Origin of the sequence: Streptomyces sp. NPDC046805, assembly GCF_040645355.1 — a bacterium.
Lineage (GTDB): Bacteria > Actinomycetota > Actinomycetes > Streptomycetales > Streptomycetaceae > Streptomyces.
Window position 1 is genome coordinate 13,784 of sequence record NZ_JBEYYC010000047.1, and the last position, 19,402, is coordinate 33,185.

At 70.4% G+C, this 19,402-nt stretch carries 19 protein-coding genes; 10 read left to right on the top strand and 9 right to left on the bottom strand.

What is annotated here, in order from left to right; all coding sequences use genetic code 11:
• Positions 1 to 27 precede the first annotated feature (27 nt).
• Together ABZ910_RS33665 and ABZ910_RS33670 are read right to left on the bottom strand one after the other, a co-directional pair.
• Positions 28 to 528 carry a universal stress protein gene (locus ABZ910_RS33665; RefSeq protein WP_361372769.1) on the bottom strand — a complete coding sequence of 167 codons (501 nt, stop codon included), beginning with the start codon at positions 526 to 528 and terminating at the stop codon, positions 28 to 30.
• Positions 529 to 532: 4 nt separating this feature from the next.
• Positions 533 to 1,789, bottom strand: a complete 1,257-nt coding sequence (locus tag ABZ910_RS33670; RefSeq protein WP_361372803.1) for an arsenic transporter — start codon at positions 1,787 to 1,789, stop codon at positions 533 to 535.
• Positions 1,790 to 2,216: 427 nt separating this feature from the next.
• Between ABZ910_RS33670 and ABZ910_RS33675 the strand changes: the two genes are divergently transcribed.
• The 8 genes from ABZ910_RS33675 (at position 2,217) to ABZ910_RS33710 (ending at position 10,042) form a co-directional block, all read left to right on the top strand.
• A complete protein-coding gene (locus ABZ910_RS33675) occupies positions 2,217 to 2,951 on the top strand; it encodes a spermidine synthase (RefSeq protein ID WP_361372771.1) in 735 nt (244 codons plus the stop codon).
• Positions 2,952 to 3,073: 122 nt separating this feature from the next.
• A complete protein-coding gene (locus tag ABZ910_RS33680) occupies positions 3,074 to 3,529 on the top strand; it encodes a hypothetical protein (RefSeq protein WP_361372773.1) in 456 nt (151 codons plus the stop codon).
• Positions 3,530 to 3,740: 211 nt separating this feature from the next.
• Complete coding sequence (locus ABZ910_RS33685; RefSeq protein ID WP_361372775.1) at positions 3,741 to 4,133, top strand: hypothetical protein; 393 nt, start codon at positions 3,741 to 3,743, stop codon at positions 4,131 to 4,133.
• Positions 4,134 to 4,307: 174 nt separating this feature from the next.
• Positions 4,308 to 4,625: a putative quinol monooxygenase gene (locus ABZ910_RS33690; protein ID WP_361372777.1), complete on the top strand. Its 318-nt coding sequence runs from the start codon at positions 4,308 to 4,310 to the stop codon at positions 4,623 to 4,625.
• A 140-nt stretch (positions 4,626 to 4,765) separates the two neighbouring features.
• Complete coding sequence (locus tag ABZ910_RS33695; RefSeq protein ID WP_361372779.1) at positions 4,766 to 5,173, top strand: YciI family protein; 408 nt, start codon at positions 4,766 to 4,768, stop codon at positions 5,171 to 5,173.
• Between the two features lie 8 nt (positions 5,174 to 5,181).
• Complete coding sequence (locus ABZ910_RS33700; RefSeq protein WP_361372805.1) at positions 5,182 to 6,327, top strand: DUF6596 domain-containing protein; 1,146 nt, start codon at positions 5,182 to 5,184, stop codon at positions 6,325 to 6,327.
• A gap of 272 nt (positions 6,328 to 6,599) precedes the next feature.
• On the top strand, positions 6,600 to 7,151 hold the full coding sequence (locus ABZ910_RS33705; protein WP_361372781.1) for a hypothetical protein: 552 nt from the start codon (positions 6,600 to 6,602) through the stop codon (positions 7,149 to 7,151).
• Positions 7,148 to 10,042, top strand: coding sequence for a M48 family metalloprotease (locus tag ABZ910_RS33710; protein ID WP_361372783.1), 2,895 nt, complete (start codon positions 7,148 to 7,150; stop codon positions 10,040 to 10,042). The genes ABZ910_RS33705 and ABZ910_RS33710 overlap by 4 nt, the downstream gene beginning before the upstream one ends.
• Before the next feature lie 122 nt (positions 10,043 to 10,164).
• Here ABZ910_RS33710 and ABZ910_RS33715 read toward each other — a convergent pair whose 3' ends face one another.
• From ABZ910_RS33715 to ABZ910_RS33725, 3 genes are read right to left on the bottom strand one after another with little or no spacing between them, the layout of a single operon-like run.
• Positions 10,165 to 10,971, bottom strand: a complete 807-nt coding sequence (locus tag ABZ910_RS33715; protein ID WP_361372785.1) for an SAM-dependent methyltransferase — start codon at positions 10,969 to 10,971, stop codon at positions 10,165 to 10,167.
• Positions 10,972 to 11,005: 34 nt separating this feature from the next.
• Positions 11,006 to 11,266 carry a DUF397 domain-containing protein gene (locus tag ABZ910_RS33720; protein ID WP_361372787.1) on the bottom strand — a complete coding sequence of 87 codons (261 nt, stop codon included), beginning with the start codon at positions 11,264 to 11,266 and terminating at the stop codon, positions 11,006 to 11,008.
• Entirely contained in the window at positions 11,263 to 12,138 is an 876-nt protein-coding gene (locus ABZ910_RS33725) for a helix-turn-helix transcriptional regulator (protein ID WP_361372789.1), read from the bottom strand. Before ABZ910_RS33725 ends, ABZ910_RS33720 begins: the two co-directional genes overlap by 4 nt.
• Positions 12,139 to 12,387: 249 nt before the next feature.
• Between ABZ910_RS33725 and ABZ910_RS33730 the strand changes: the two genes are divergently transcribed.
• Positions 12,388 to 12,816 carry an ATP-binding protein gene (locus tag ABZ910_RS33730; RefSeq protein WP_361372791.1) on the top strand — a complete coding sequence of 143 codons (429 nt, stop codon included), beginning with the start codon at positions 12,388 to 12,390 and terminating at the stop codon, positions 12,814 to 12,816.
• 22 nt (positions 12,817 to 12,838) lie between these two features.
• On the opposite strand, the gene ABZ910_RS33735 is transcribed toward ABZ910_RS33730, so the two are convergent.
• A complete protein-coding gene (locus ABZ910_RS33735; RefSeq protein WP_361372793.1) occupies positions 12,839 to 14,278 on the bottom strand; it encodes a GAF domain-containing SpoIIE family protein phosphatase in 1,440 nt (479 codons plus the stop codon).
• A gap of 42 nt (positions 14,279 to 14,320) precedes the next feature.
• Here ABZ910_RS33735 and ABZ910_RS33740 point away from each other — a divergent pair, with 42 nt between their 5' ends.
• Positions 14,321 to 15,136, top strand: a complete 816-nt coding sequence (locus tag ABZ910_RS33740; RefSeq protein ID WP_361372795.1) for an SAM-dependent methyltransferase — start codon at positions 14,321 to 14,323, stop codon at positions 15,134 to 15,136.
• 113 nt (positions 15,137 to 15,249) lie between these two features.
• Here the strand turns inward: ABZ910_RS33740 and polX are convergent, their stop codons facing one another.
• The 3 genes from polX to ABZ910_RS33755 all read right to left on the bottom strand — a co-directional run bounded on the left by polX (position 15,250) and on the right by ABZ910_RS33755 (position 18,935).
• Positions 15,250 to 17,010, bottom strand: a complete 1,761-nt coding sequence (polX, locus tag ABZ910_RS33745; RefSeq protein ID WP_361372797.1) for a DNA polymerase/3'-5' exonuclease PolX — start codon at positions 17,008 to 17,010, stop codon at positions 15,250 to 15,252.
• Positions 17,011 to 17,070: 60 nt separating this feature from the next.
• Positions 17,071 to 17,988 (bottom strand): LysR family transcriptional regulator, encoded by a 918-nt coding sequence (locus ABZ910_RS33750; RefSeq protein ID WP_361372807.1) that lies wholly within the window; start codon positions 17,986 to 17,988, stop codon positions 17,071 to 17,073.
• Between the two features lie 251 nt (positions 17,989 to 18,239).
• Positions 18,240 to 18,935: a type 1 glutamine amidotransferase domain-containing protein gene (locus tag ABZ910_RS33755; protein ID WP_361372799.1), complete on the bottom strand. Its 696-nt coding sequence runs from the start codon at positions 18,933 to 18,935 to the stop codon at positions 18,240 to 18,242.
• Positions 18,936 to 19,402 lie beyond the last annotated feature (467 nt).

The window sequence follows — 19,402 nt, forward strand, 5'->3', positions numbered from 1 at the left end:
CGCCGGCCGGCAGCGGCTTCTGGAGCGCTACCGGTGGTGCGGAGGGTGGGGCGGCGGTGGCGGGATCGTGTCCGTGCCGGGTGCGGCTTCTGGCCAGACGAGGAGGACCGGGCAGGGGGCGTGGTCGACGATGAAGCGGCTGGCGTGGCCGAGGCTGCGGGGGCCGAGGTGGGTCCGGTCGCCGTCGCGGGCGAGGACGAGCAGGTCCGCGCCTTCGGCCGCGGCCACCACTTCCCGCTCGATGCGGCCGAGTCGTTCGATACGGGTGCAGGGGCGGCCCAGCCGTTCGGCCGCAGCGTCCAGGAGGTGTTCGCCGGCCGTGGCGGCGAGATGTTCCATCGTGGTGCCGGGGTCGTGGTCGGGACGTGCGCGGCCCAGCAGTCCGGCAAAGGCGCCGTGGGCCGCGCCGGGCGCGTCGGGGCCGGTGACGTGCAGCAGCACGATGTCGTCGCCCTCGGGCGTGTGGGTGCGGATGGCGTCGACGCAGGCGGGCCAGGTGCCTTCGACGATCCAGGCGATGACGGTCACCGGTTCAGCCTCCGATCACATGGAGCGATACCCACAGTGCCACCACCGCCGGCACCAGGGCGGCGGGCACGGCGAGAAGCCCGAGCCGGGTGAACTCGCCCAGATCCACGTCACTGTCGTGCTCGTGGACGATGCGTCGCCACAGCAGGGTGGCCAGGGACCCGGCATAGGTGAGGTTGGGGCCGACGTTCACACCGAGCAGCACCGCCAGGACGGCGCCGGGCCCGGTCGGAGCGGTCAACGGCAGCAGCACCAGTACGGCGGGCAGGTTGTTGATGACATTCGCGAGGAGGGCGGCCAGGGCCGTGATGCCCAGTAGCGCGGGCAGGCTGGTGCCGTCGGGCACGATGTGCCCGAGCGCGTCGGCCAGGCCGTTGTCGACGAGCGCGCGGACCACGGTGCCCAGAGCCAGCACGAACGCGCAGAACGGCAGTGCTGCGGCGCGCACGATCGCGGTGGGGGTCGTACGCCGCTGGGCAAGGGCGCGCGCGGCCAGCACGACCGCGCCCGCTGCTGCCGCCCACGCGGGGTTGATCCCGAACGCGGAGGTCACCACGAAGCCGGCCAGCGTGCATGCCACCGTGACCAGCGCGAACACCGGCACCTCGCGCTGCTCCCGCGGGGGCGGTGCCTGAGCTCCCGCGTCCAGGTCGGTGGCGAAGAACCGGCGGATCACCACGTACTCGGCGCCGATGGCCACGAGCCAGGGCAAGGCCATGAGCGCGGCGAAGCGGGTGAAGCTCAGCCCGCTCGCGGCGAACGCCAGCAGGTTGGTGAGGTTGGAGACCGGCAGCAGCAGCGACGCGGTGTTCGACAGGTGGGTGCAGGCGTACACGTGCGGCTTGGCACGGGCGCCGAGCCGGGCGGCGGTGGCGAACACCACCGGAGTCAGCAGCACCACCGTGGCATCCAGGCTCAGCACCGCCGTGATCAGAGAGGCAACCGTGAACACCTGGACGAGCAGCCGATGCGGGCTGCCCGCGGCCGTGCGGGCCATCCAGGCGCCGCAAGCGTGGAACAGGCCCTCGTCGTCGCACAGTTGGGCCAGGACCAGCACCGCCGCCAGGAAGCCGATGACCGGTCCCAGCCGGGCAGCCTCGGCTGCCGCGTGAGCCGGCGAGATCGCGCCGGTGGCGATGACCACCCCGGCGGCAGGCACGGCGACGACGGCCTCCGGCCAGCCCCACGGGCGGATCACCGCGCACGCCAGGACCGCCACGAGGAGTGCGGCGGAGAGCGTCTCGGCGAGCGGGGCGTTCAGGGCTGATGCCTTTCCGGGGCGGGAGGGTGGTGTGGTCCGTACGGGAGTCGGTTGCCTTCGGTGTCAGGCAGCGGTCCATCAGCTTGGAATCGATTCCGCGGCCGGGCTCGGCGAGGTTACCCGTGCCGGTCGATGCGGGACGGTGATCTCCCGCCCGGCCGGTGCGTCGGCATCCGCGGTTGTGGCGACGGTTCGGTGCTGCGACGTGACGGAGGGGTGTTCGCGGCCTTGAGCACGCGGGTGATGACGGGCGAGTCTTTTTCGGTGGCCTGCGGGGCGCGCCGTTTGCCGCAGGCCGTCGGTCGTTGCGGTCATCATGGACGCCCGACCGGACCGCGCCCCGGCCCTTCCCGCTGCCAGGGAGACCGACAGCACCCGTCTTGCGGCGCCGGCACCAGCACATCGACAACGCCGGAGAGGTGCGCGGATGAGCCTGCGTTTCGAGGAGATCGACTGGCAACCGACACCGATCGGTGAGATCAGTCTGCGCCGGCGCCGTGATCCGGTCTCAGACGACGATGTGTACGAGGTGAAACTCGGGGACGAGTTCCTGATGTCCAGCCTCTTCACGACCGGTGAGATCGAGCTGGCGGAGCTCGGGCTGGCCCAGTTGCCGGACGCTGAACTCGACGTCGCCGTCGGCGGACTCGGACTCGGCTACACCGCCCGGGCGGCGCTGGACGACCCCCGAGTCCGCTCGCTGATCGTGATCGACGCGCTCGCCGAGGTCATCGACTGGCACCGGCGTGGCCTCGTGCCTCTTGGCGCTCAGCTGACGTCGGACACCCGATGCCGCCTCGTGCACGGCGACTTCTTCGCCATGACGGAGAGCTCGAGCGGCCTGGACCCGGACGAGCCCGGCCGCCGCTTCCACGCCATCCTGCTGGACATCGACCACTCCCCGCGCCATGTGCTCCACCCGCGCCACGCGGCGCTCTACGGGCCCGACGGGCTCCGCGTCCTGGCCGGCCATCTCCACCCTGACGGCGTGTTCGCCCTGTGGTCGAACGACCCGCCCGACGAGCAGTTCACCTCCGCACTCGCCGACGTATTCGCTCAATCGACCGCCCATGTCGTCGAGTTCGACAACCCACTGCAAGGCGGCACCTCGACCAACACCATCTACGTTGCCGGAAACGCATCAGGCACGGGGCGTCAGTGAGATGTCACCGAGATCGAACCGCCCGTCGCCGAGAGCCTCCAGCCCTCCCGTCACGATCATGTTCTCCCGTGGACAGGCACGCTGGTGATTCGGGCATCGGCGGTGTGGGAACCCGCTCTGACATGTTCCAGAGCATGGTGCGCGGTGCCGTGGCCGGCGCCGCCGGCACGGCCGTACTGGACGTGATGTCGTACGGCGACATGGCGTGGCGGGGGAGAGCCGCCAGCGAGGCTCCGATCCAGCTCATGGAGAAGATCACCCAGGACCTGCGGCATCCGGTACCCGGTTCGGGCAGCAGGCGGAACAACCGTCTGTCCGCACTCGGCGCCCTGGGAGGCATCGCCGTGGGGTGCGGTACCGGGGTGACCGTCTCCCTGCTGTATCGGGCGGGCATCCGGATGCCCTGGAGCTTGGGTGGTCTGGTCACCGGCGCCTTGGCGATGGCTGCCGCGGACCTGCCGATGGCACTGCTGGGAGTGAGCGATCCGGGGAGCTGGTCGGGCACGGACTGGGCATCGGACGCGGTCCCGCACCTCGCGTACGGGCTCGTCACCTACGGCATCGTCAGGGCTCCTTGACCACCGGGTCGAGGTCAGAGAGTCCGCAGTTCGCTGCATGGTTGGCGAAGAGCCGAATGCGCTGGGCCCCACGAGGATCGAAGGGGATCCGCTACATAAACATGCAGTAGTGCGAGGCCGCAGCCCGACAGCTGGCGCATACGTTCGTAGTGGAACCAATCAGGTCCTCCCTTCGAGCAATGGAGTGGCGGACAAGGCAAGGGGAACGAACGTGAGCAAGCTCGTATTGCGCGTTGCGTCAGCGGCCACCTCCGTGCTGATCGCCGGAGGTGCTCTACTCGCCGGAAGCGACTCCGCTTCGGCAGCCACCGTGTCGGTGAACGAACATGTACCTCGCGTCGTCGTGGCGGAGAACTCCGCGGCCACCGACTTCGGCCACCGGCACCTCGCCCGATGCGACCACGGGCACCCGTACCGAACCGACGGCCGCGACTCCGACCTCTCGCCCTGGTCCCAGTACACGCATGACAGCCGCTTCTACCCCTGGGTCTACGACCAGCTGACGCAGTCCCGCGACGACGGCCAGGTTCGTTGCCACGTCGACAGGGCGAACACCTCCACCCTGGAGCACGAGGACCACCACAGGGGTTGGATCAACGACTGAGCGCGACCACTTCACGCGCTAAACCCTTCGGCGTCGTATCGAGTAGCCGAGTTCTCGATTCCGTGACGGACTTCTGTCTTCGGTGAATCCGCAGGCTTGCTGTGCAGAAAGAGCGCTGATGGATGCGTTCAATCGATACGACAACAGCTTCTTATTGAGGAGTACGTACCTTCTATGTCCGTCATCATCATTGCCAACTTGATCGCGAAGCCGGGCCAGGAGGGGCTGGTCGAGAAGACTCTCCTGGAGGCGATGCCGGCTGTGCACAACGAGCCCGGCTGTGCCCGCTACTCCCTGCACAGGAGGAAGGGAATGGCCGGCCACTTCGTCATGGTGGAGAAGTGGGATTCCGAGCAGGCCCTCCAGGCACATCGCGAGGGGACGGCGATGGCCAAGGCCGGAAAGGCCCTTCGCGAAGCCTTGGACGGGGCTCCGAACGTCGTCCTCCTCGACGCGCTCCCGGCCGGCGACCTGGACAAGGGCGCCCTCTGAGTTCCACCGGCGCGAGAAGCGACGAGGCTCCTCGCGCCAGCGAAAAAAACTCCGACGGCGATGTCGAGAACCCGAGACCGGCTCCGTCCCCGAGGTGAACGCGACCACAATGGGTCGCAACAGCACCGAGGAGAATCACGATGGCCAAGTACCTGCTGCTCAAGCACTACCGTGGCGCCCCGGCCCCGGTGAACGACGTGCCCATGGACCGGTGGACGCCGGAGGAGATCTCGGCGCACATGCAGTACATGCAGGACTTCGCGGCCCGGCTCGAGAAGACCGGCGAGTTCGTCGACGGTCAGGCGCTCGCCCCCGAGGGGACGTTCGTCCGGTACGACGGCGAGGGGCGCCCGCCGGTCACCGACGGACCGTTCGCCGAGACCAAGGACCTCATCGCCGGCTGGATGGTGATCGACGTCGACAGCTACGGGCGCGCCGTCGAGCTGGCCGGCGAACTGTCGGCGGCCCCGGGCGCGGGCGGCAAGCCGATTCACGAGTGGCTCGAGCTGCGCCCGTTCCTGACCGCGCCGCCCACCATCACGGAGTGACGTCCGAGATGGACGAGGCCCTGCTCCGGAGCCTCACACCGAGCGTGATCGGAATCCTCGTCCGCCGCGGAGCCGACTTCGCGGCGGCCGAGGACGCCGTACAGGACGCGCTGGTCGAGGCGGTCCGCGTCTGGCCGGCCGACCCGCCGCGGGACCCGAAGGGCTGGCTGGTCACCGTGGCCTGGCGCCGGTTTCTCGACGCGACCCGGGCGGACGCCGCCCGCCGCCGGCGCGAGGACCGCGTCGACGAGGAGCCGGAGCCCGGGCCCGCGCCCGCCGTGGACGACACGCTCCAGCTCTACTTCCTGTGCGCCCACCCCTCCCTGACACCGTCGTCCGCGGTCGCGCTCACACTGCGCGCCGTCGGCGGCCTGACCACCCGCCAGATCGCCCAGGCCTACCTGGTGCCCGAGGCGACCATGGCGCAGCGCATCAGCCGGGCCAAGCGCACCGTCTCCGGCATACGGTTCGACCTGCCCGGCGACGTCGCCACCGTGCTGCGCGTCCTGTACCTGGTCTTCAACGAGGGCTACTCCGGCGACGTCGACCTCGCCGCCGCGGCCATCCGGCTCACCCGGCAGCTCGCGGCCGCGATCGACCACCCCGAGGTGGCCGGTCTGCTCGCCCTCATGCTGCTCCACCACGCCCGGCGCACTGCGCGGACCGCGCCCGACGGAAGCCTGGTGCCGCTCGCCGAACAGGACCGCGGCCGATGGGACACCGCAGCGATCGCCGAGGGCGTCCAGATCCTGCAGACGGCCCTCGCCCGCGACCGGCTGGGCGAGTTCCAGGCCCAGGCCGCCATCGCGGCACTCCACGCCGACGCGCCCACCGCCGAGGAGACCGACTGGGTGCAGATCGTCGAGTGGTACGACGAGCTCGTGCGCCTGACCGACAGCCCGGTCGTCCGGCTCAACCGCGCGGTGGCCGTCGGCGAGGCCGACGGACCGCGCGCCGGCCTGGCCGCGCTCGCGGCGCTGGAGGCCTCACTGCCCCGCCACGCCGCAGTGGCGGCGTACCTCCACGAGCGCGACGGCGACCTGGCCACGGCGGCACGGCTGTACGCCGAGGCGGCACACAAGGCCCCCAACCTCGCTGAGCGCGACCACCTGACACGCCAGGCCGCCCGGCTCAACGCCCGCGGGTGCCGCTGAGGGGTGGTCGCGCTCGGATTCCCGCGCGACGCTTGTACTCGTGTGCCCCTTGGCGCGACCCCGGGGCCGGCCGCCTGTCCGCGCGGGAAACGCGTGCGAAAGCGAGTGGGGAACCGCCTGCGCAACCCCGTGGCGAACCTGTGGAGTTGGCCGTGGGAAGGCAGTTCTCCGGGGCAGTTCGCTGGAGTACGGTGAAGAGGCACCGGATGCACCGGATGCGACTTCGGGGGATGCACATGGGCCGGGGGACGGAAGCTGCGGCTTGGACGCCGGTGCGGGACGTCGTTCGCGATGTCGTCGGCGAGGTGGCCCCGGATGAGCTGATCCTGGTCGAGGGCCTGTTCGTGGTGGACGACGAGACCGCTCTGCGACGCCTTTCGAGCCGTGGCCAACGCCGCGAGCCCCTCGGGTTCGGGCTGGGTGAGATCGCTGCCCTGGTAACTCCCGTCGTGTGGATGGCACTGGACGAAGCGGCACACCAGATCGTCTCGGCCACCGTCGGAGCGGCAGGCCGGCGGTCGGGAACCTGGCTGCGCAGGATCATGCGCAGACCGGTCGCGGCCCCGCGGATACTGCCCCCGCTGGCGCCGGAACAGCTCGAAGCCATACGCGTGCGGGTGGTCGAACTGGCCGGGGAGAGCGGCATGGAGAGCCCGCAGGCCCAGGCGCTCGGCGAACGTGTCGTGGCCCGGCTGGTGTTGCCCGGCCAACCCGGCGCCGAGGCTACGACCCCTGCCTCCCGTCCCCCCGCGCCGGACGAGGAGACGACGTCTGACGCCGTTCACGGCGACAGACCAGGATCGGACACGCAAGGGCGCGCATGAGCGCCGCATCGGCACCGCTACCCCGGCCCGGCAGACCCGACGAGCACGTGCTCGGCCCGGGCACCGGCTCTCGGTTCGCGCTGCTGGTGGTGCTGTTCCTGACGAGCAGCGCCACGGTGGCGTCCACCATCACCCACTCACTGACCGATCCTCACAACATCGCGGCAGGATGCGCTCTGGCGGCGGGGGCCGACCCGGGCAGTGACTTCCTGAGCCTGGGCCTGGTGTCCCTTCGCTCGAACACGGCGTACCAGGCGTGTCTGGACCGCTTCGCCCCCCATGCGTCGCCGTGGTGGCCACCACTCGCTGTGGCCGTACTGGTCCTCGCCGCCGGCGCCCTGTACTGGTCGTTGCCGTGGTGGAAGGAGCGTCGAGGCCGCGTCGTACCGCTCGAAGTCATCGACCGGCACGGCGAGTTGAACCACGTCCTCGAGGAGCTGGTCGGCGTCGCCGGACTGGCCCGCCGTCCGCGTTTCGTCGTCGCCCCGGCGGCACGCACGGCGAGCGCGGTGGTCTTCGGACGATGGCGCCGGTACACCGTCTCTCTGCACGGTGGGCTGGTCGCGAGCAGGCACCGAGACCCTGAGGGGTTCCGCGCCGTGGTTCTGCACGAGCTCGCGCACATCCGCAACCGCGACATCGACATCACCTACGGGACGGTGGCCCTGTGGCGCGTCTTCTTGACCACCGTCCTCCCGGCGTACGTGGTCTGGTCCGTGCTGGACCTGCGGGTGTCGCTGTCCTCCGCCGTGCTGGGCCCTTCGGAACGGCTCGGCCTGGAGCGCGAAGTGGCGTTGACGGCGGCGATGCTCGTGTTCGTCTTCCTGGCACGAGCGGACATCCTGCGTACCCGGGAGATCTACGCCGACGCCGATGCGATGCGGTGGGGAGCCGACCCGGCCGGCTGGCAAGGAGCAACGGACCGGGCTGAACAGCGGCCTGGCAGAGCTCGGGCCGCGCTGCGCGGCTTCGCCACTGTGTGGCGCACCCACCCGGTGTGGGACCGGCGCAGGGAATCGCTGGCCGACCCCAAGGAGTTGTTCCGCCCCTCCGCACTCACCCTGTTCCTGACGGGCGCGATGGCGTCGATCTGCGCCGGCCAGCTGTACGGCTTCGGAACGGGACCTGTCGTCGATCTCTCGTCGGACGTGGTCGCGGGTCTGATCGCGACGACAGCCGGTGTGTCCCTGTGGCGTGCGGCGGCCCGTGCCGTTCTGACAGGCGACCGGGCACCCTCCGGCCTGCGCGCGGGATGGTGGCTGGGGCTGGGACTGATGATCGGCGAGCTGCTGGTGGGCACCGGGGCCGGGCTTCGCCTGCTGCCCCGGCACCCCGAGGTGCTCGCACTGCTGGTCCTCATCAGCCTGGTGGTCATGTGCTGGACGGCCCAGTTCGCCGACCTCGCCCTGCGTTGCTGGCGGGGCCGTGGCCTGCGGACGGTGTTCGCCGTCGGCCTCCTGGCGATGGTGGCTGTGTTCGCGCTGTGGTACGCCTGGTGGCAGACCACCGGCAAGATGTTCGTGGCGGGTTGGCCTTTCGAGAACTCGGCGACCAGACAGATTCTCGAGCGGACCCTCGCAGACTCCGCTTCCGGCCACGACCGTGCGTTGGGGGCGATCGCCGCGTCGTTGCCGCTGGTACTGCCCGTGGGCACCGACGTGTCGCTGCTGTGGGCCGTGGCTGCCATGTGGCTGCTGCCCCTGATGGCATGGGCGATCGGACCATCGGCCGGCACACCACGGTGGGCGATGAGAGCGCTTCCTGACAGGGGGAGCTCGACATGGTCGACGCGGCGGCTACCGTCCTTCCGGCGGCTCGCCATGACCGCGGCGGCGGGATCGGTCGCTGCCTGCGCGGCCGCGGTCGCCCTTGCGGCGTGGCTCCACGCCGTGCGGCCGCCCGACGGTCACGTGTCCGGGCTGCAGTTGCTGCTTCTCACCGCGTGGCTGACGGCGGTACTCGCCGGCGTGGTGGTGGTCACGGCCGTAGTGGCAGGCGCATCGACCTCCAGGTTCCCTGTCCCCGCCGCGGTCGTGGCCGCCGGCACGGCGGGGTTGGCAGGTGTCACTGCCGCGTTCCTGCTGACCTCGGCGGACGGCTGCGTGGGGGCCTTGAGCACGCTGGGCACGACCTGCCGGTGGCTGCCCGAGGGCGCCTGGCCGCTCACCACGCTCCTGCTGCCTCTCGTTCTGGGGCTGGCGGTCTTCCTGTCCGCAGGCGCGGCCGTGGCCGCCATGGGGGTACGACGGCTCTGGCGCGCGTGCCGACGGAACCGGGACGAGCGAGTGATACTCCCGTTGCCTCAACCCCCAGGGCGGAAGAGCCGGTCGAGGCCGGCGACACGACGTGCAGGGGTGGCAGTGATCTGTCTGACCGTCCTGGCACTGAGCACAGCGGCGAGCCTTCCCCTCGGCGGCCCGTCCACCGCCCGCACCTCATTGACCATCCAGTCGTTCGCACCTCTCGATGCCATCCCGCCACCCTCGTCCCCCGCGGTGCTCGCGCTCCAGTCCGACGCTTGGCTGAGGTTGGGCGGAAGGCCGCTCATGGTCCGGTTCACCTCCGAGTTCTTGCACATCGTCACGGCGCTGGAGGACGAAAAGGCTTACACCGACCGGGGGTTCGCGGCCCGCCGGATACGCCCGCACTGCCTGGAGCTGCGCAAGACCGCCCGGCAACTCGATGCCTACTTTCCGCTCCCCGACCCCACGCTGGAGCACACATGGTCACCGCTGCTCCGACGGGCCATGGGGATCGGCGCGGACTGTCGACGAGCCATCGACGAGGGCAAGGTGGACCTCTACAGCAAGGCCATGCAACATCTGCTCACCATCGTCGAGCCCGAGCTCGCGATCACTCAGAAGGCAGTCGCCGAAGCCGGAGTCCGATGACACGGGTTGCCTTATGGGCTGCTGCTCCCGAGCCCCCGCGCCGGCCGCGGCAAGGTCGTGCGAGGGCTTCGGGAGGCGGCGAGATGGAGGAGACAGAGAGGCCGGGGAAGGTCTCGAACGCGCTACGGCTTGATGCCCACCCCGGTCCACAGGCTGACCTCCGCGTCGGTGGCGGTCGGTTCGGTGTCCGGGCGCCAGCGGTGGCCGATGGAGACGCCGGGGTCGAGCAGTTCGAGACCGTCGAAGAAGCGCGCCACCTCGTCGCGCGAGCGGACCTGCGCCGGGGTTCCCGCACTGATGTAGAGGTCGGTGATCTTCTGCCAGGTGGGAGGGTCGAAGTCGGGCGTGCAGTGGCTCAGGGCGAGCGCGCTGCCCGAGGGGACAACCTCCAGCAGACGGCTGACGATGCCGTAGGGGTCCTGGTCGTCCGGCACGAAGTGCATCAGGGCGTTGAGGGACAGGGCCACGGGCTGGTCGAGGTCCAGGATCTCGGACAGCTCGGGGGCGTCGAGCAGCGTCTGCGGGTCGCTGACGTCCCCCTCGATGTAGGTGGTACGGCCCTCCGCCGTGCTGCGCATCAGACGCTCGGCGTACTTGAGGACGAGCGGGTCGTTGTCGGCGTACACCACCCGTGCGTCGGAGACCACGGACTGGGCCACCTGGTGCAGGTTCGGCTCGGTGGGGATGCCGGTGCCGATGTCGAGCCATTGCCGGATGCCGTGCTCCCGCGCGAGGACGCGGGTGGCGCGGTGCATGAAGGCGCGGTTCTCGCGGGCGCAGACGAAGATGCCGGGGTAGATCGTCGCCACGGCCTCGGCGGCCTGCTTGTCGACCTCGAAGTGGTCCTTGCCGCCGAGGTAGTAGTCGTACATACGGGCAGAGTGGGGCCTGCTCGTGTCGATGTCCCGCGCGGCGTGCGAGTTGGTCATCTTGTCCCTTTCGGTGTGTGCGTGGGGGGAGAGGTCAGCCAGTGGTCAGATGGTCGGCGAGGCCCCGCTTGACCCCCGCGACGAACGCGGTGATCTCCTCCGGGGTGTAGATCAGTGCGGGGCCGGCGGGATCGGTCGACTGCCGCAGCGCGACCCGGCCGTCGGCGAGCTGCTTCGTCTGCACGCACTGACCCCCGTTGGGACCGCTCCAGGGCGACTCCCAGCCCTGGTCACCGAGGTCCGACGCGGGCATGCCGTTGTAGACGTGGTAGACGCTGCCGTCGAGGATGGTCATGAGTACTCCTTGCGCATGCGGTTCAGCAGCGCCCTGCTCTGCGCGTTCGAGGTCAGCAGGGACATGCGGTTGTGCGCCTCGAGATGGGCGACGACGTCGGAGCGCTGGTCCAGGTACACCGCGCCGGAGAGCATCTCGGTGTAGACGATGTCCGGAAGCTCCGGCTCCTCGAAACGGAAATAGGTGAACGGCGCGCACGCGCCCACGTGCGCACCGGCGGTGAACGGAACCACGTCGACGCTGACGTGCTCCAACTCCGAGACCTCAATGATCCGTTCGATCTGCGCGCGCATCACCTCGGGGCCGCCGACCACCCGGTGCAGGACGGCCTCCTCCAGTACGACCCACAGCGTGGGCGCGTCGGACTTCTCCAGCAGGGCCTGACGACGCAGCCGCAGGTTCACACGCCGCGCCAGGTCCTCGTCGTCGGCGTTCGGGAAACCGCCGCCGAGCACGGCACGCGCGTACGGGTGGGTCTGGAGCAGCCCCGTGACGTAGTGCGGCTCGTAGGTGCGCACGGTCCTCGCCCCGGTCTCCAGGCTCACGTACGCGCTGAACCACGTGGGCAGCACATCGCGGTAGGTGTGCCACCAGCCGGGCTCGTTGGCCCGCTCGGCGAAGGCGACGAACTCGTCCCTCTCCTGCCGGTCGGCGCCGTAGGTCTCGAGCAGCTTCTCCACGTAGAGGGGCTTGAGCGCCACCTCCGCCTTCTCCAGACGGCGGATGGTCAGGGACGTGACCCGAAGCGCCCGCGCCGCATCCTCGAGCGATACGCCCGCATCCTGGCGCCGTTCCTGCAGTCTTCGGCCCAGGATCATGCGCAGCACGGTGGGCGCGCTGGTGGTGCCCGCGTTCGAACGGCCCTCGCTCAACGCCCTACCTCCTGACGGATCGTCACTCTTGCGAGTGTGACAGGCACTTGATGAAGCAACCAGACCGATACCGGCTTGTTGAAATTATCAGGCAGATGGTTGCAGGGTGAACTGCATTGGGAGCATAGTTATTTGAGTGAACGTCAGTAATGACTCAGAGCAACTCCGCGTGCCCGTAGGGGAGTTGCTCAGGTCGGCCCTCCCCCGACAGCGCCCGCCTCACGGAAGGCAACCACCGTGTCCCCCCACGTGACTTCCTCCCCCGAGCTGTTAGACGTCGCCGACCCCGGCCAGGCGCACTGGATCGAGTTGCCCTCGTACCGTTCCAGCGTCAGAGTCGCCCGCCGCTCCGTGCGGTCCCGGCTGAACGGATGGGGGCTGTCCGGCGAGCTGTGCGAGGACGCCGTGCTGCTCGTGTCCGAACTGGCCACCAACGCCATCCGCCACACGCCCAGCGTGCGGATCCTGTGCGGCATCGGCCTCGTCACCGCCGGATGCCTGCGGCTGGAGGTGCACGACCACGACTACTCGGGCCGCGGCCTGCCCCGCGGCGAGCCCGGCCTCGATGACGAGAGCGGCCGAGGACTGCTGCTGGTCGAGCAGCTCGCCGACTCCTGGGGCGTCGACGGTTCGAGGCTCACCGGCGGCAACGCGGTGTGGGCGACGCTGAGGGCATGACCCCGGCGCAGGACACGGGGAATCAGCCCTCGGCGGGCGTCAGTTCGGCGAGCAGGAGGGTGCGGTCGTCCGCGCCGCTCGCGTCGGAGGGGGCGTGCAGCAGGCGTCGGCACAGTGCGGGCAGCGCCTCCTGGCCGTCGGCCGCCGAGGACTCGGCGACGGCCGCGTCCAGGGTGCCGGCGAGGCGGGCGATCTGATGGTCGATGTCCGCGTCGCGGGCCTCGACCAGCCCGTCGCTGTAGAGCACCAACAGAGCCGGCTCCGGCACGGTGAGCACGGTCGCCGCGTAGTGGCCCGTGCCGAGCCCCAGGGGTAGGCCCGCCTCGGCCAGGGGAACCGGGGCGGTCCTGCCGTCGGGGCCGCGCAGCAGAGGGGGAGGGTGCCCCGCACTCACCAGGGTGCAGGTGCGCTGCTGCGCGGCCCACTCGACGTAGACACAGGTGGCGAAGGAGGCGCCGGACGTGGCGCAGGCGAGCGCGTCGAGCCGCCGTACGAGATCGACCGCGGAGATGTCGAGCCCGGCCAACACACGTACAGCGGTGCGTAGTTGGAGCATCGCGACGGCGGCCTCCGGACCATGGCCCATGGCGTCACCGACGATCAGGCTGATCCGGCCGCCCGGCCGCTGCAGTACGTCGTACCAGTCGCCGCCGATGACGGTGTCCTGCCCGGCGGGCACGGAGCCGTGCGCGACACGGCAGCACTCGAACCGCTGGAGCGCGCCGGACGGCAGGCTGTTGCGGATGGCCAGGGCGGTACGCCGCTCGCGCCCGTACCGGCGGGCATTGTCCAGGGCGACCGCGGCCCGCGCCGACAGCGCCTCCACGGCCGCCACCTCCGCGGGCCGGAACGGTGCCTGGTCCGACCCGCGGGTGCAGGCGACGAAGCCGATCGTCACGTCTCCCAGCAGCAGCGGCACGACGAGAAAGGAAGCCACCCGGAGTAGTTCGTGGATGCGTGCGTCCCCGCTGCCGGCGGCGATGAGCCGCTCGGAGGTGTGCGCGTCGAAGGAGTCGAGCAGCTGCGCCTGTCCGGAGCCGAGCGCGCGGGCGTACGGCGTCTCGCGCGGGAAGACGATCACCTCGCCGACCGGCAGCATTCGCTCCCAGCCCTCGCGCGCGTCCGACCCCACCTGCAGCGCCAGCCGGTGCGCCTCGACCCGGGACGGGTCCGCGCCGGTGTTCGCGTCCTCCCCGCGACGCCACCGCTCCAGCAGATAGACCGATGCCGCGTCGGCGAAGGCGGGCGTCAGCGCGTGCACGAGCTGGCTGCCGGTCAGCCGCAGATCGAGCGACGAGCCGAGGGCGTCGGCGGCGGGGGCGAAGCATGGCCGAGGCGGCGCGGGCCGGGCGGCCGGCGGGTCGTCGATGCGGCTGCGCGGTTCGTTCCGCAGGGTCGTGCCTTTCCGGGTGGGGGGGCGACCGCGCGGCGAAAGAACGGGGCGCCGCGCGTCGTTGGCCAACTATATGATGGAGCGTCAATAACCATCGCTCGAAGGGGTGTTGTGGTACCCGACAGCGCAGGTCCAGTGCCCGGGGTAGAGCCCGACAAAGCGAGCGTTGCCCGCATGTACGACGCCATGCTGGGCGGTCGGCACAACTACGCCATAGACCGCGAGGCGGTAGCCGCCTTCACGGCCATCGACCCCCAGGTGCGCACCCTGGCCCGGGCCAACCGGGACTTCCTCGGGCGGGCGGTGCGGTTCCTGGTCGACGCCGGGGTACGGCAGTTCATCGACCTCGGCTCGGGCATCCCCACTCAGGGCAACGTCCACGAGGCGGCGCAGGCGGCGAGCCCGGGAGCCCGGGTGGTCTACGTCGACAACGACCCCGTGGCCGTCGCGCACAGCGCGTCCCTGCTCGCCGACAACCCGGACGCGACCATCATCGACGCCGACATCCGCCGGCCGGCCGACGTCCTGCGTTCGCCGCAGGTGCGCAAGCTGATCGACTTCGACCAGCCCGTGGCCGTACTGATGATCACGATCCTGCACTTCATCGCGCCCGAGGAGGACCCGGCAGGCATCGTCGCCGCCTTCCGGGACGCCCTGCCCGACGGCAGCTGGCTGGCGATGTCCCACGCGACGAACCAGGACCGCCCCGACACGGCGGCAGCGGTAGGCCGGCTGTACCGGTCCCGGGCCACCTCCCCGGTCACCGCCCGCTCCCACGACGAGATCCTCGACCTCTTCGCCGGCTTCGACCTCGCGGAGCCGGGCCTGGTCCACGTCCCCCTGTGGCGCCCGTCCCCGGACGAGAAGCTCCCGGACAATCCGTCCGAGTACTGGGTGTACGCGGGGGTGGGCTGCAAGAACGCGTAGGACGCGAGATCGGCGTTCTCGGAGTTCTTGGATGCGGGCGACGGATCCCGCCGCCGTTGCGTGTGCGGCTACGGCGCCCCGCACGATCGACACTGTCGACGACCTGCTGTCGCTCAGGCGCGGGACGTGCGCCCGTCCCGCCCTTTGCGCAGGAAGCGCCGCAGGCGGGTCTCCGGCCAGGTGTTGATCACGTCGTTCTTGCTGAGCCAGCCGCGCTGCGCCGTCCCCACGCCGTAGCGCATGTTGGCGAGGTGGAGGACGGAATGAGCGTCGCTGTCGACGGCGAATCTCACCCCGTGCCGCCGGGCCCGCAGGATGTCCTCGTCGCGCAGGTCCAGCCGGTCGGGGTGGGCGTTGATCTCCAGGGCCGTGCCCGTGCGCGCGCACGCGGCGAAGACCTCGTCGAGGTCGGCGTCGAGGGGCGGCCGCTTGCCTATGAGGCGGGTGGTGGGGTGGCCGATGACGTTGACGTACGGGTTCTCGCAGGCCCGCACGAGCCGCTGGGTCAGTGCCCCGCGGCTCTGGTGGAAGTGCGAGTGGACCGAGGCCACGCACACGTCGAAGCCGGCCAGGAACTCCTCGGGCCAGTCGACGGCGCCGTCCGGGCCGATGTTCAGCTCCACGCCGTGGAGCAGCCGCAGGCCGCGCCGCCTGCCCCGCTTGCCGTACGTGCCGTCGAGCTGCCGTAGCTGCTCGCGCTGCGCGAGGATCCGCTCCTTGGTCATCTGCTGCATGGAGAGGTCCGGCCCGTGGTCGGTGATCGCGTAGTAGCTGTAGCCCCGCTCGGCGGCCGCCTGCGCCATCTCCTCCAGCGGCGCGAGGCCGTCGGTCAGATCGGTGTGCGTGTGCAGGTCGCCGCGCAGATCGGACTCCTGCACCAGCTCGGGAATCTCGTCGCGCAGTCCGGCCTCGATCTCCCCGCGGTCCTCGCGCAGCGGCGGCGGGATCCAGGGCAGCCCGAGCCGTGCGTAGACCTCCTCCTCGGTCTCGGAGACGATCTTCTCCCCGCTCTCGGCGTCGAACAGGCCGTACTCGGACAGCTTCAGCCCCTCGTGCACGGCCAGCTCCCGGGTACGGATGTTGTGCGCCTTCGAGCCGGTGAAGTACTGCAGCGCCGCGCCCCAGGCATCGGGCGGTACGACCCGCAGATCGACGGCGAGCCCCTTGACGGTGCGTACCGAGGTCTTCGTCCGGCCGCGTGCGATCACCTCGGTGACGTACGGCAGCTCGGTGAAGGCCTCCATGAGCGGCCCCGACTTCTTGGCTGCGACGAGGATGTCGATGTCGCCGATGGTCTCGCACACGCGGCGCAGCGACCCGGCGTAGGCGCAGCGGCGGCAGCCGGTCACACGGGACAGTTCCGCGACGATGTCGTCGGCGAGGTCCTGGGCGACGTCGAGCAGGACCCGGTCGCCGGAGGACTGCAGGAGTTCGACGCCGTGGAGGATGTTCTCCTCGGTCCTGGGCCCGAAGCCCTTCAGGTCGCGCAGTTTCTCGGCGTGGATGGCGTCGACCAGCTCGTCGACCGAGGAGACGCCCAGTTCTTCGTAGAGGGCCAGTGCCTTCTTCGGGCCGAGGGTGGGGATGGCCGTCAGCCGCCGGACACCGGCCGGGATCGTCGCACGTAGCTCGTCGACCGCGGACACGCTTCCGGTGCGGATGTACTCGGCGACCTTCTCGGCGATCGACTTGCCGACGCCGGGGATCTCCCGCAACCCTTTCGCGTCGAGCGTGGACACGTCGGCGTGGTAGCCGCCGATCGCGCGGGCGGCCTTCTCGTAGACACGCGCCTTGTACGCGTCTCCGCCGGTGATCGAGATCAGGTCCGCGTACTCCTGGAACAGCGCCGCGACCTCGTCGTTGGAGCGAGCCATGCCCTCCGAGTAGGCAGGAACGCCTCGCTCATTCCTTCAATCCTTCGTCCAGCCGCCGGCTCACCAGGTCGGGCCGGCCTCGATCAGCAGGTTCCGGACCCGGGTGACGTCGGGGTTGTCGGGTCGGCCCGGGCGTTGGACGAGGTAGCCGGTGTTGATGGGCGAGTCGTCGGGTTCGTGCAGGGCGACGAGGGCGCCGGATGCGAGTTCGTCATGGCAGAGGTAGCGGGGCAGCACGGTGAATCCGGCTCCGGCGGTGACCGCCGCGAGGACGCCGCGCAGGTCGGGGACCGTGATGGCGGCGGGGCAGGACAGCCGGGTGCCGAAGGCGTGTCGCCAGTAGCGGCGGGCGATGGGGAGGTCCTCCGCGTAGGAGACCAGAGGGACCGCGTGCAGGACCGCCGGCCCCTGTGCGGCCAGTTGCCCCTTGACGCGCTCGGCCCAGGTAGGGGCGGCGACGAGGACGAACTCCTCATCCATCAGCGGTACGGCCGTCAGGGACCGCCCGCGGGGGCGGAAGGTGGCGATGACCAGGTCATGGCGGCCGGCCCGGAGCTCATCCAGAAGGGGCTCGGTCAGGCCCAGGGTGACGCGCAACCGCACGCCTTCGGCGACCAGCGGGGCGAGGGTCGGCAGGAGCCGGGTGCAGAGCAGTTCGGCAGGGCCTGCCAGGTGGACGGGAGCGGCGCGTTCGTGGAGCGCGGTGTGGTCTCCGGTCACGCCGGCGAGCGCGTCGAGGGGAGCGGCGACGCGGGTCGCGAGGTCGTGGGCGACGGCGGTCGGGGCGGCGCCGCGTGGAAGGCGTTGGAAGAGTTCGCGGCCCGTATGGCGTTCCAGGGAGCGGATCTGGGCGGTCACCGTTGGCTGTGAGAGGCCCAGGAGCCCGGCGGCAGCGGTGAACGAGCCGGAACGGTAGACCGCCAGGAAGGTACGCAGCAGGTTCAGGTCCGGCACGGATGCGGTGCCGGATGCCGGCACGGTGGGAGTGCCATCGGGATTCGTATAGGCCACGCATAGAACGTAGCTAATTTTCCTATGGCGAGTGCTGGACGGGTGGGTGGCGGGAGGTGGCGCTGGGCGTTGCCCGTCGCCCCGCGGCCGGTTCCACGCCGTCGCGTGAGCCCGCTTCCTGCAAAGGACTGGTGAGCAGGCGGCGAAGATCGCCGGTGAAGACGGTGACGGAACCGGCCGGACGCCGAGGACCTCTAGGAGCCGTTCGTGCCGGTCCCTCAGGCGAGCATCTTGAGGACCTCGGCCGCGAGAGGAGCGGAGGAAGCGGGGTTCTGGCCGGTGATGAGATTGCGGTCGATGACGACGTTCGGGGCCCACGGCTCGCCGACCTGGACGGCCACGCCGGCCTCTGCAAGGCGGGTCTCGAGGAGCCACGCGGCCTTCTCGGCGAAGCCGGCCTGGGCCTCTTCCACGTTGGTGAAGGCGGCCACCTTGTAGCCGGCGAAGGCGTTGGTGCCGTCCTCCTTCTCGGCGGCCAGGAGCGCGGCCGGCGCGTGGCAGACCACGCCGAGCGGCTTCCCGGAGACGAGGGTGTCGATGAGGAGCTTGCCGGAGGTGGGGTCGACAGCGAGGTCCTCCATGGGGCCGTGGCCGCCGGGGTAGAAGACGGCGTCGTAGTCGCCGAGGTTCACGTCGTCCAGCCGGATCGGGTTCCTGATCTCGGTCATGGACTCGAGGGCGGCAGCAATCTTGTCGGCGCCTTCCTGGCCGCCGTTGACCTCGGGGGCGAGGCTGCCCTTGTCGACGGTGGGGACGACACCGCCAGGGGTGGCGACGACGATCTCATGGCCGGCAGCCTTGAAAGCCTCGTACGGGGCGACGGCCTCCTCGGCCCAGAAACCGGTCGGGTGCTTGCTGCCGTCGGCGAGCGTCCAGTGGTCGGCGCCGGTCATCACGAAAAGGATCTTGGCCATGGTGTGTCACTCCGAAGAAACGGGCCCGCTTGGGGCCCGGGGATGGGGCTGCACGACGCTCCGACGCTCTGCGAGCGCTGAGGCTACGGATCCAGAGCGTCAGTGCGGCGATGTCCTCGAACCTAGACCTGCGTCGGCAGCATGACCAATGGGGAAGCCGATGCCTGGCATCGGCATTCCGATGGGTGCGCGGGCCATGCCCGCGACCACCCGCGGGCATGGGCTGACTGCGGTGGATCGACTGGGCGCTCTCAGCTGTGGTGGAGGCCTGACCGCCGCCCGCCGAAAAAATCTTGAGGGCGGGGGTTGACGCACCCCTGCCGCATCCGTAGAGTTCTTGGTCTGCCACGGAGCCGTACGGTTCTGGCGGCGGCACTCTCGCCGCGGATGCGGCACCCAACACCACCAGCACGATCTCCCGAACGGGATCGGATTCGGCGCGTCCGAATCCAATTCGATTTGGGGTG

What these genes read in the sequence shown, in the direction of transcription:
- ABZ910_RS33675 (WP_361372771.1), top strand. Translation starts at nt 2,217, where the DNA reads ATGAGCCTGCGTTTCGAGGAGATCGACTGGCAACCGACACCGATCGGT.
- ABZ910_RS33680 (WP_361372773.1), top strand. Translation starts at nt 3,074, where the DNA reads ATGTTCCAGAGCATGGTGCGCGGTGCCGTGGCCGGCGCCGCCGGCACG.
- ABZ910_RS33690 (WP_361372777.1), top strand. Translation starts at nt 4,308, where the DNA reads ATGTCCGTCATCATCATTGCCAACTTGATCGCGAAGCCGGGCCAGGAG.
- ABZ910_RS33695 (WP_361372779.1), top strand. Translation starts at nt 4,766, where the DNA reads ATGGCCAAGTACCTGCTGCTCAAGCACTACCGTGGCGCCCCGGCCCCG.
- ABZ910_RS33700 (WP_361372805.1), top strand. Translation starts at nt 5,182, where the DNA reads ATGGACGAGGCCCTGCTCCGGAGCCTCACACCGAGCGTGATCGGAATC.
- ABZ910_RS33710 (WP_361372783.1), top strand. Translation starts at nt 7,148, where the DNA reads ATGAGCGCCGCATCGGCACCGCTACCCCGGCCCGGCAGACCCGACGAG.
- ABZ910_RS33715 (WP_361372785.1), bottom strand. Translation starts at nt 10,971, where the DNA reads ATGACCAACTCGCACGCCGCGCGGGACATCGACACGAGCAGGCCCCAC.
- ABZ910_RS33720 (WP_361372787.1), bottom strand. Translation starts at nt 11,266, where the DNA reads ATGACCATCCTCGACGGCAGCGTCTACCACGTCTACAACGGCATGCCC.
- polX (WP_361372797.1), bottom strand. Translation starts at nt 17,010, where the DNA reads ATGGCTCGCTCCAACGACGAGGTCGCGGCGCTGTTCCAGGAGTACGCG.
- ABZ910_RS33755 (WP_361372799.1), bottom strand. Translation starts at nt 18,935, where the DNA reads ATGGCCAAGATCCTTTTCGTGATGACCGGCGCCGACCACTGGACGCTC.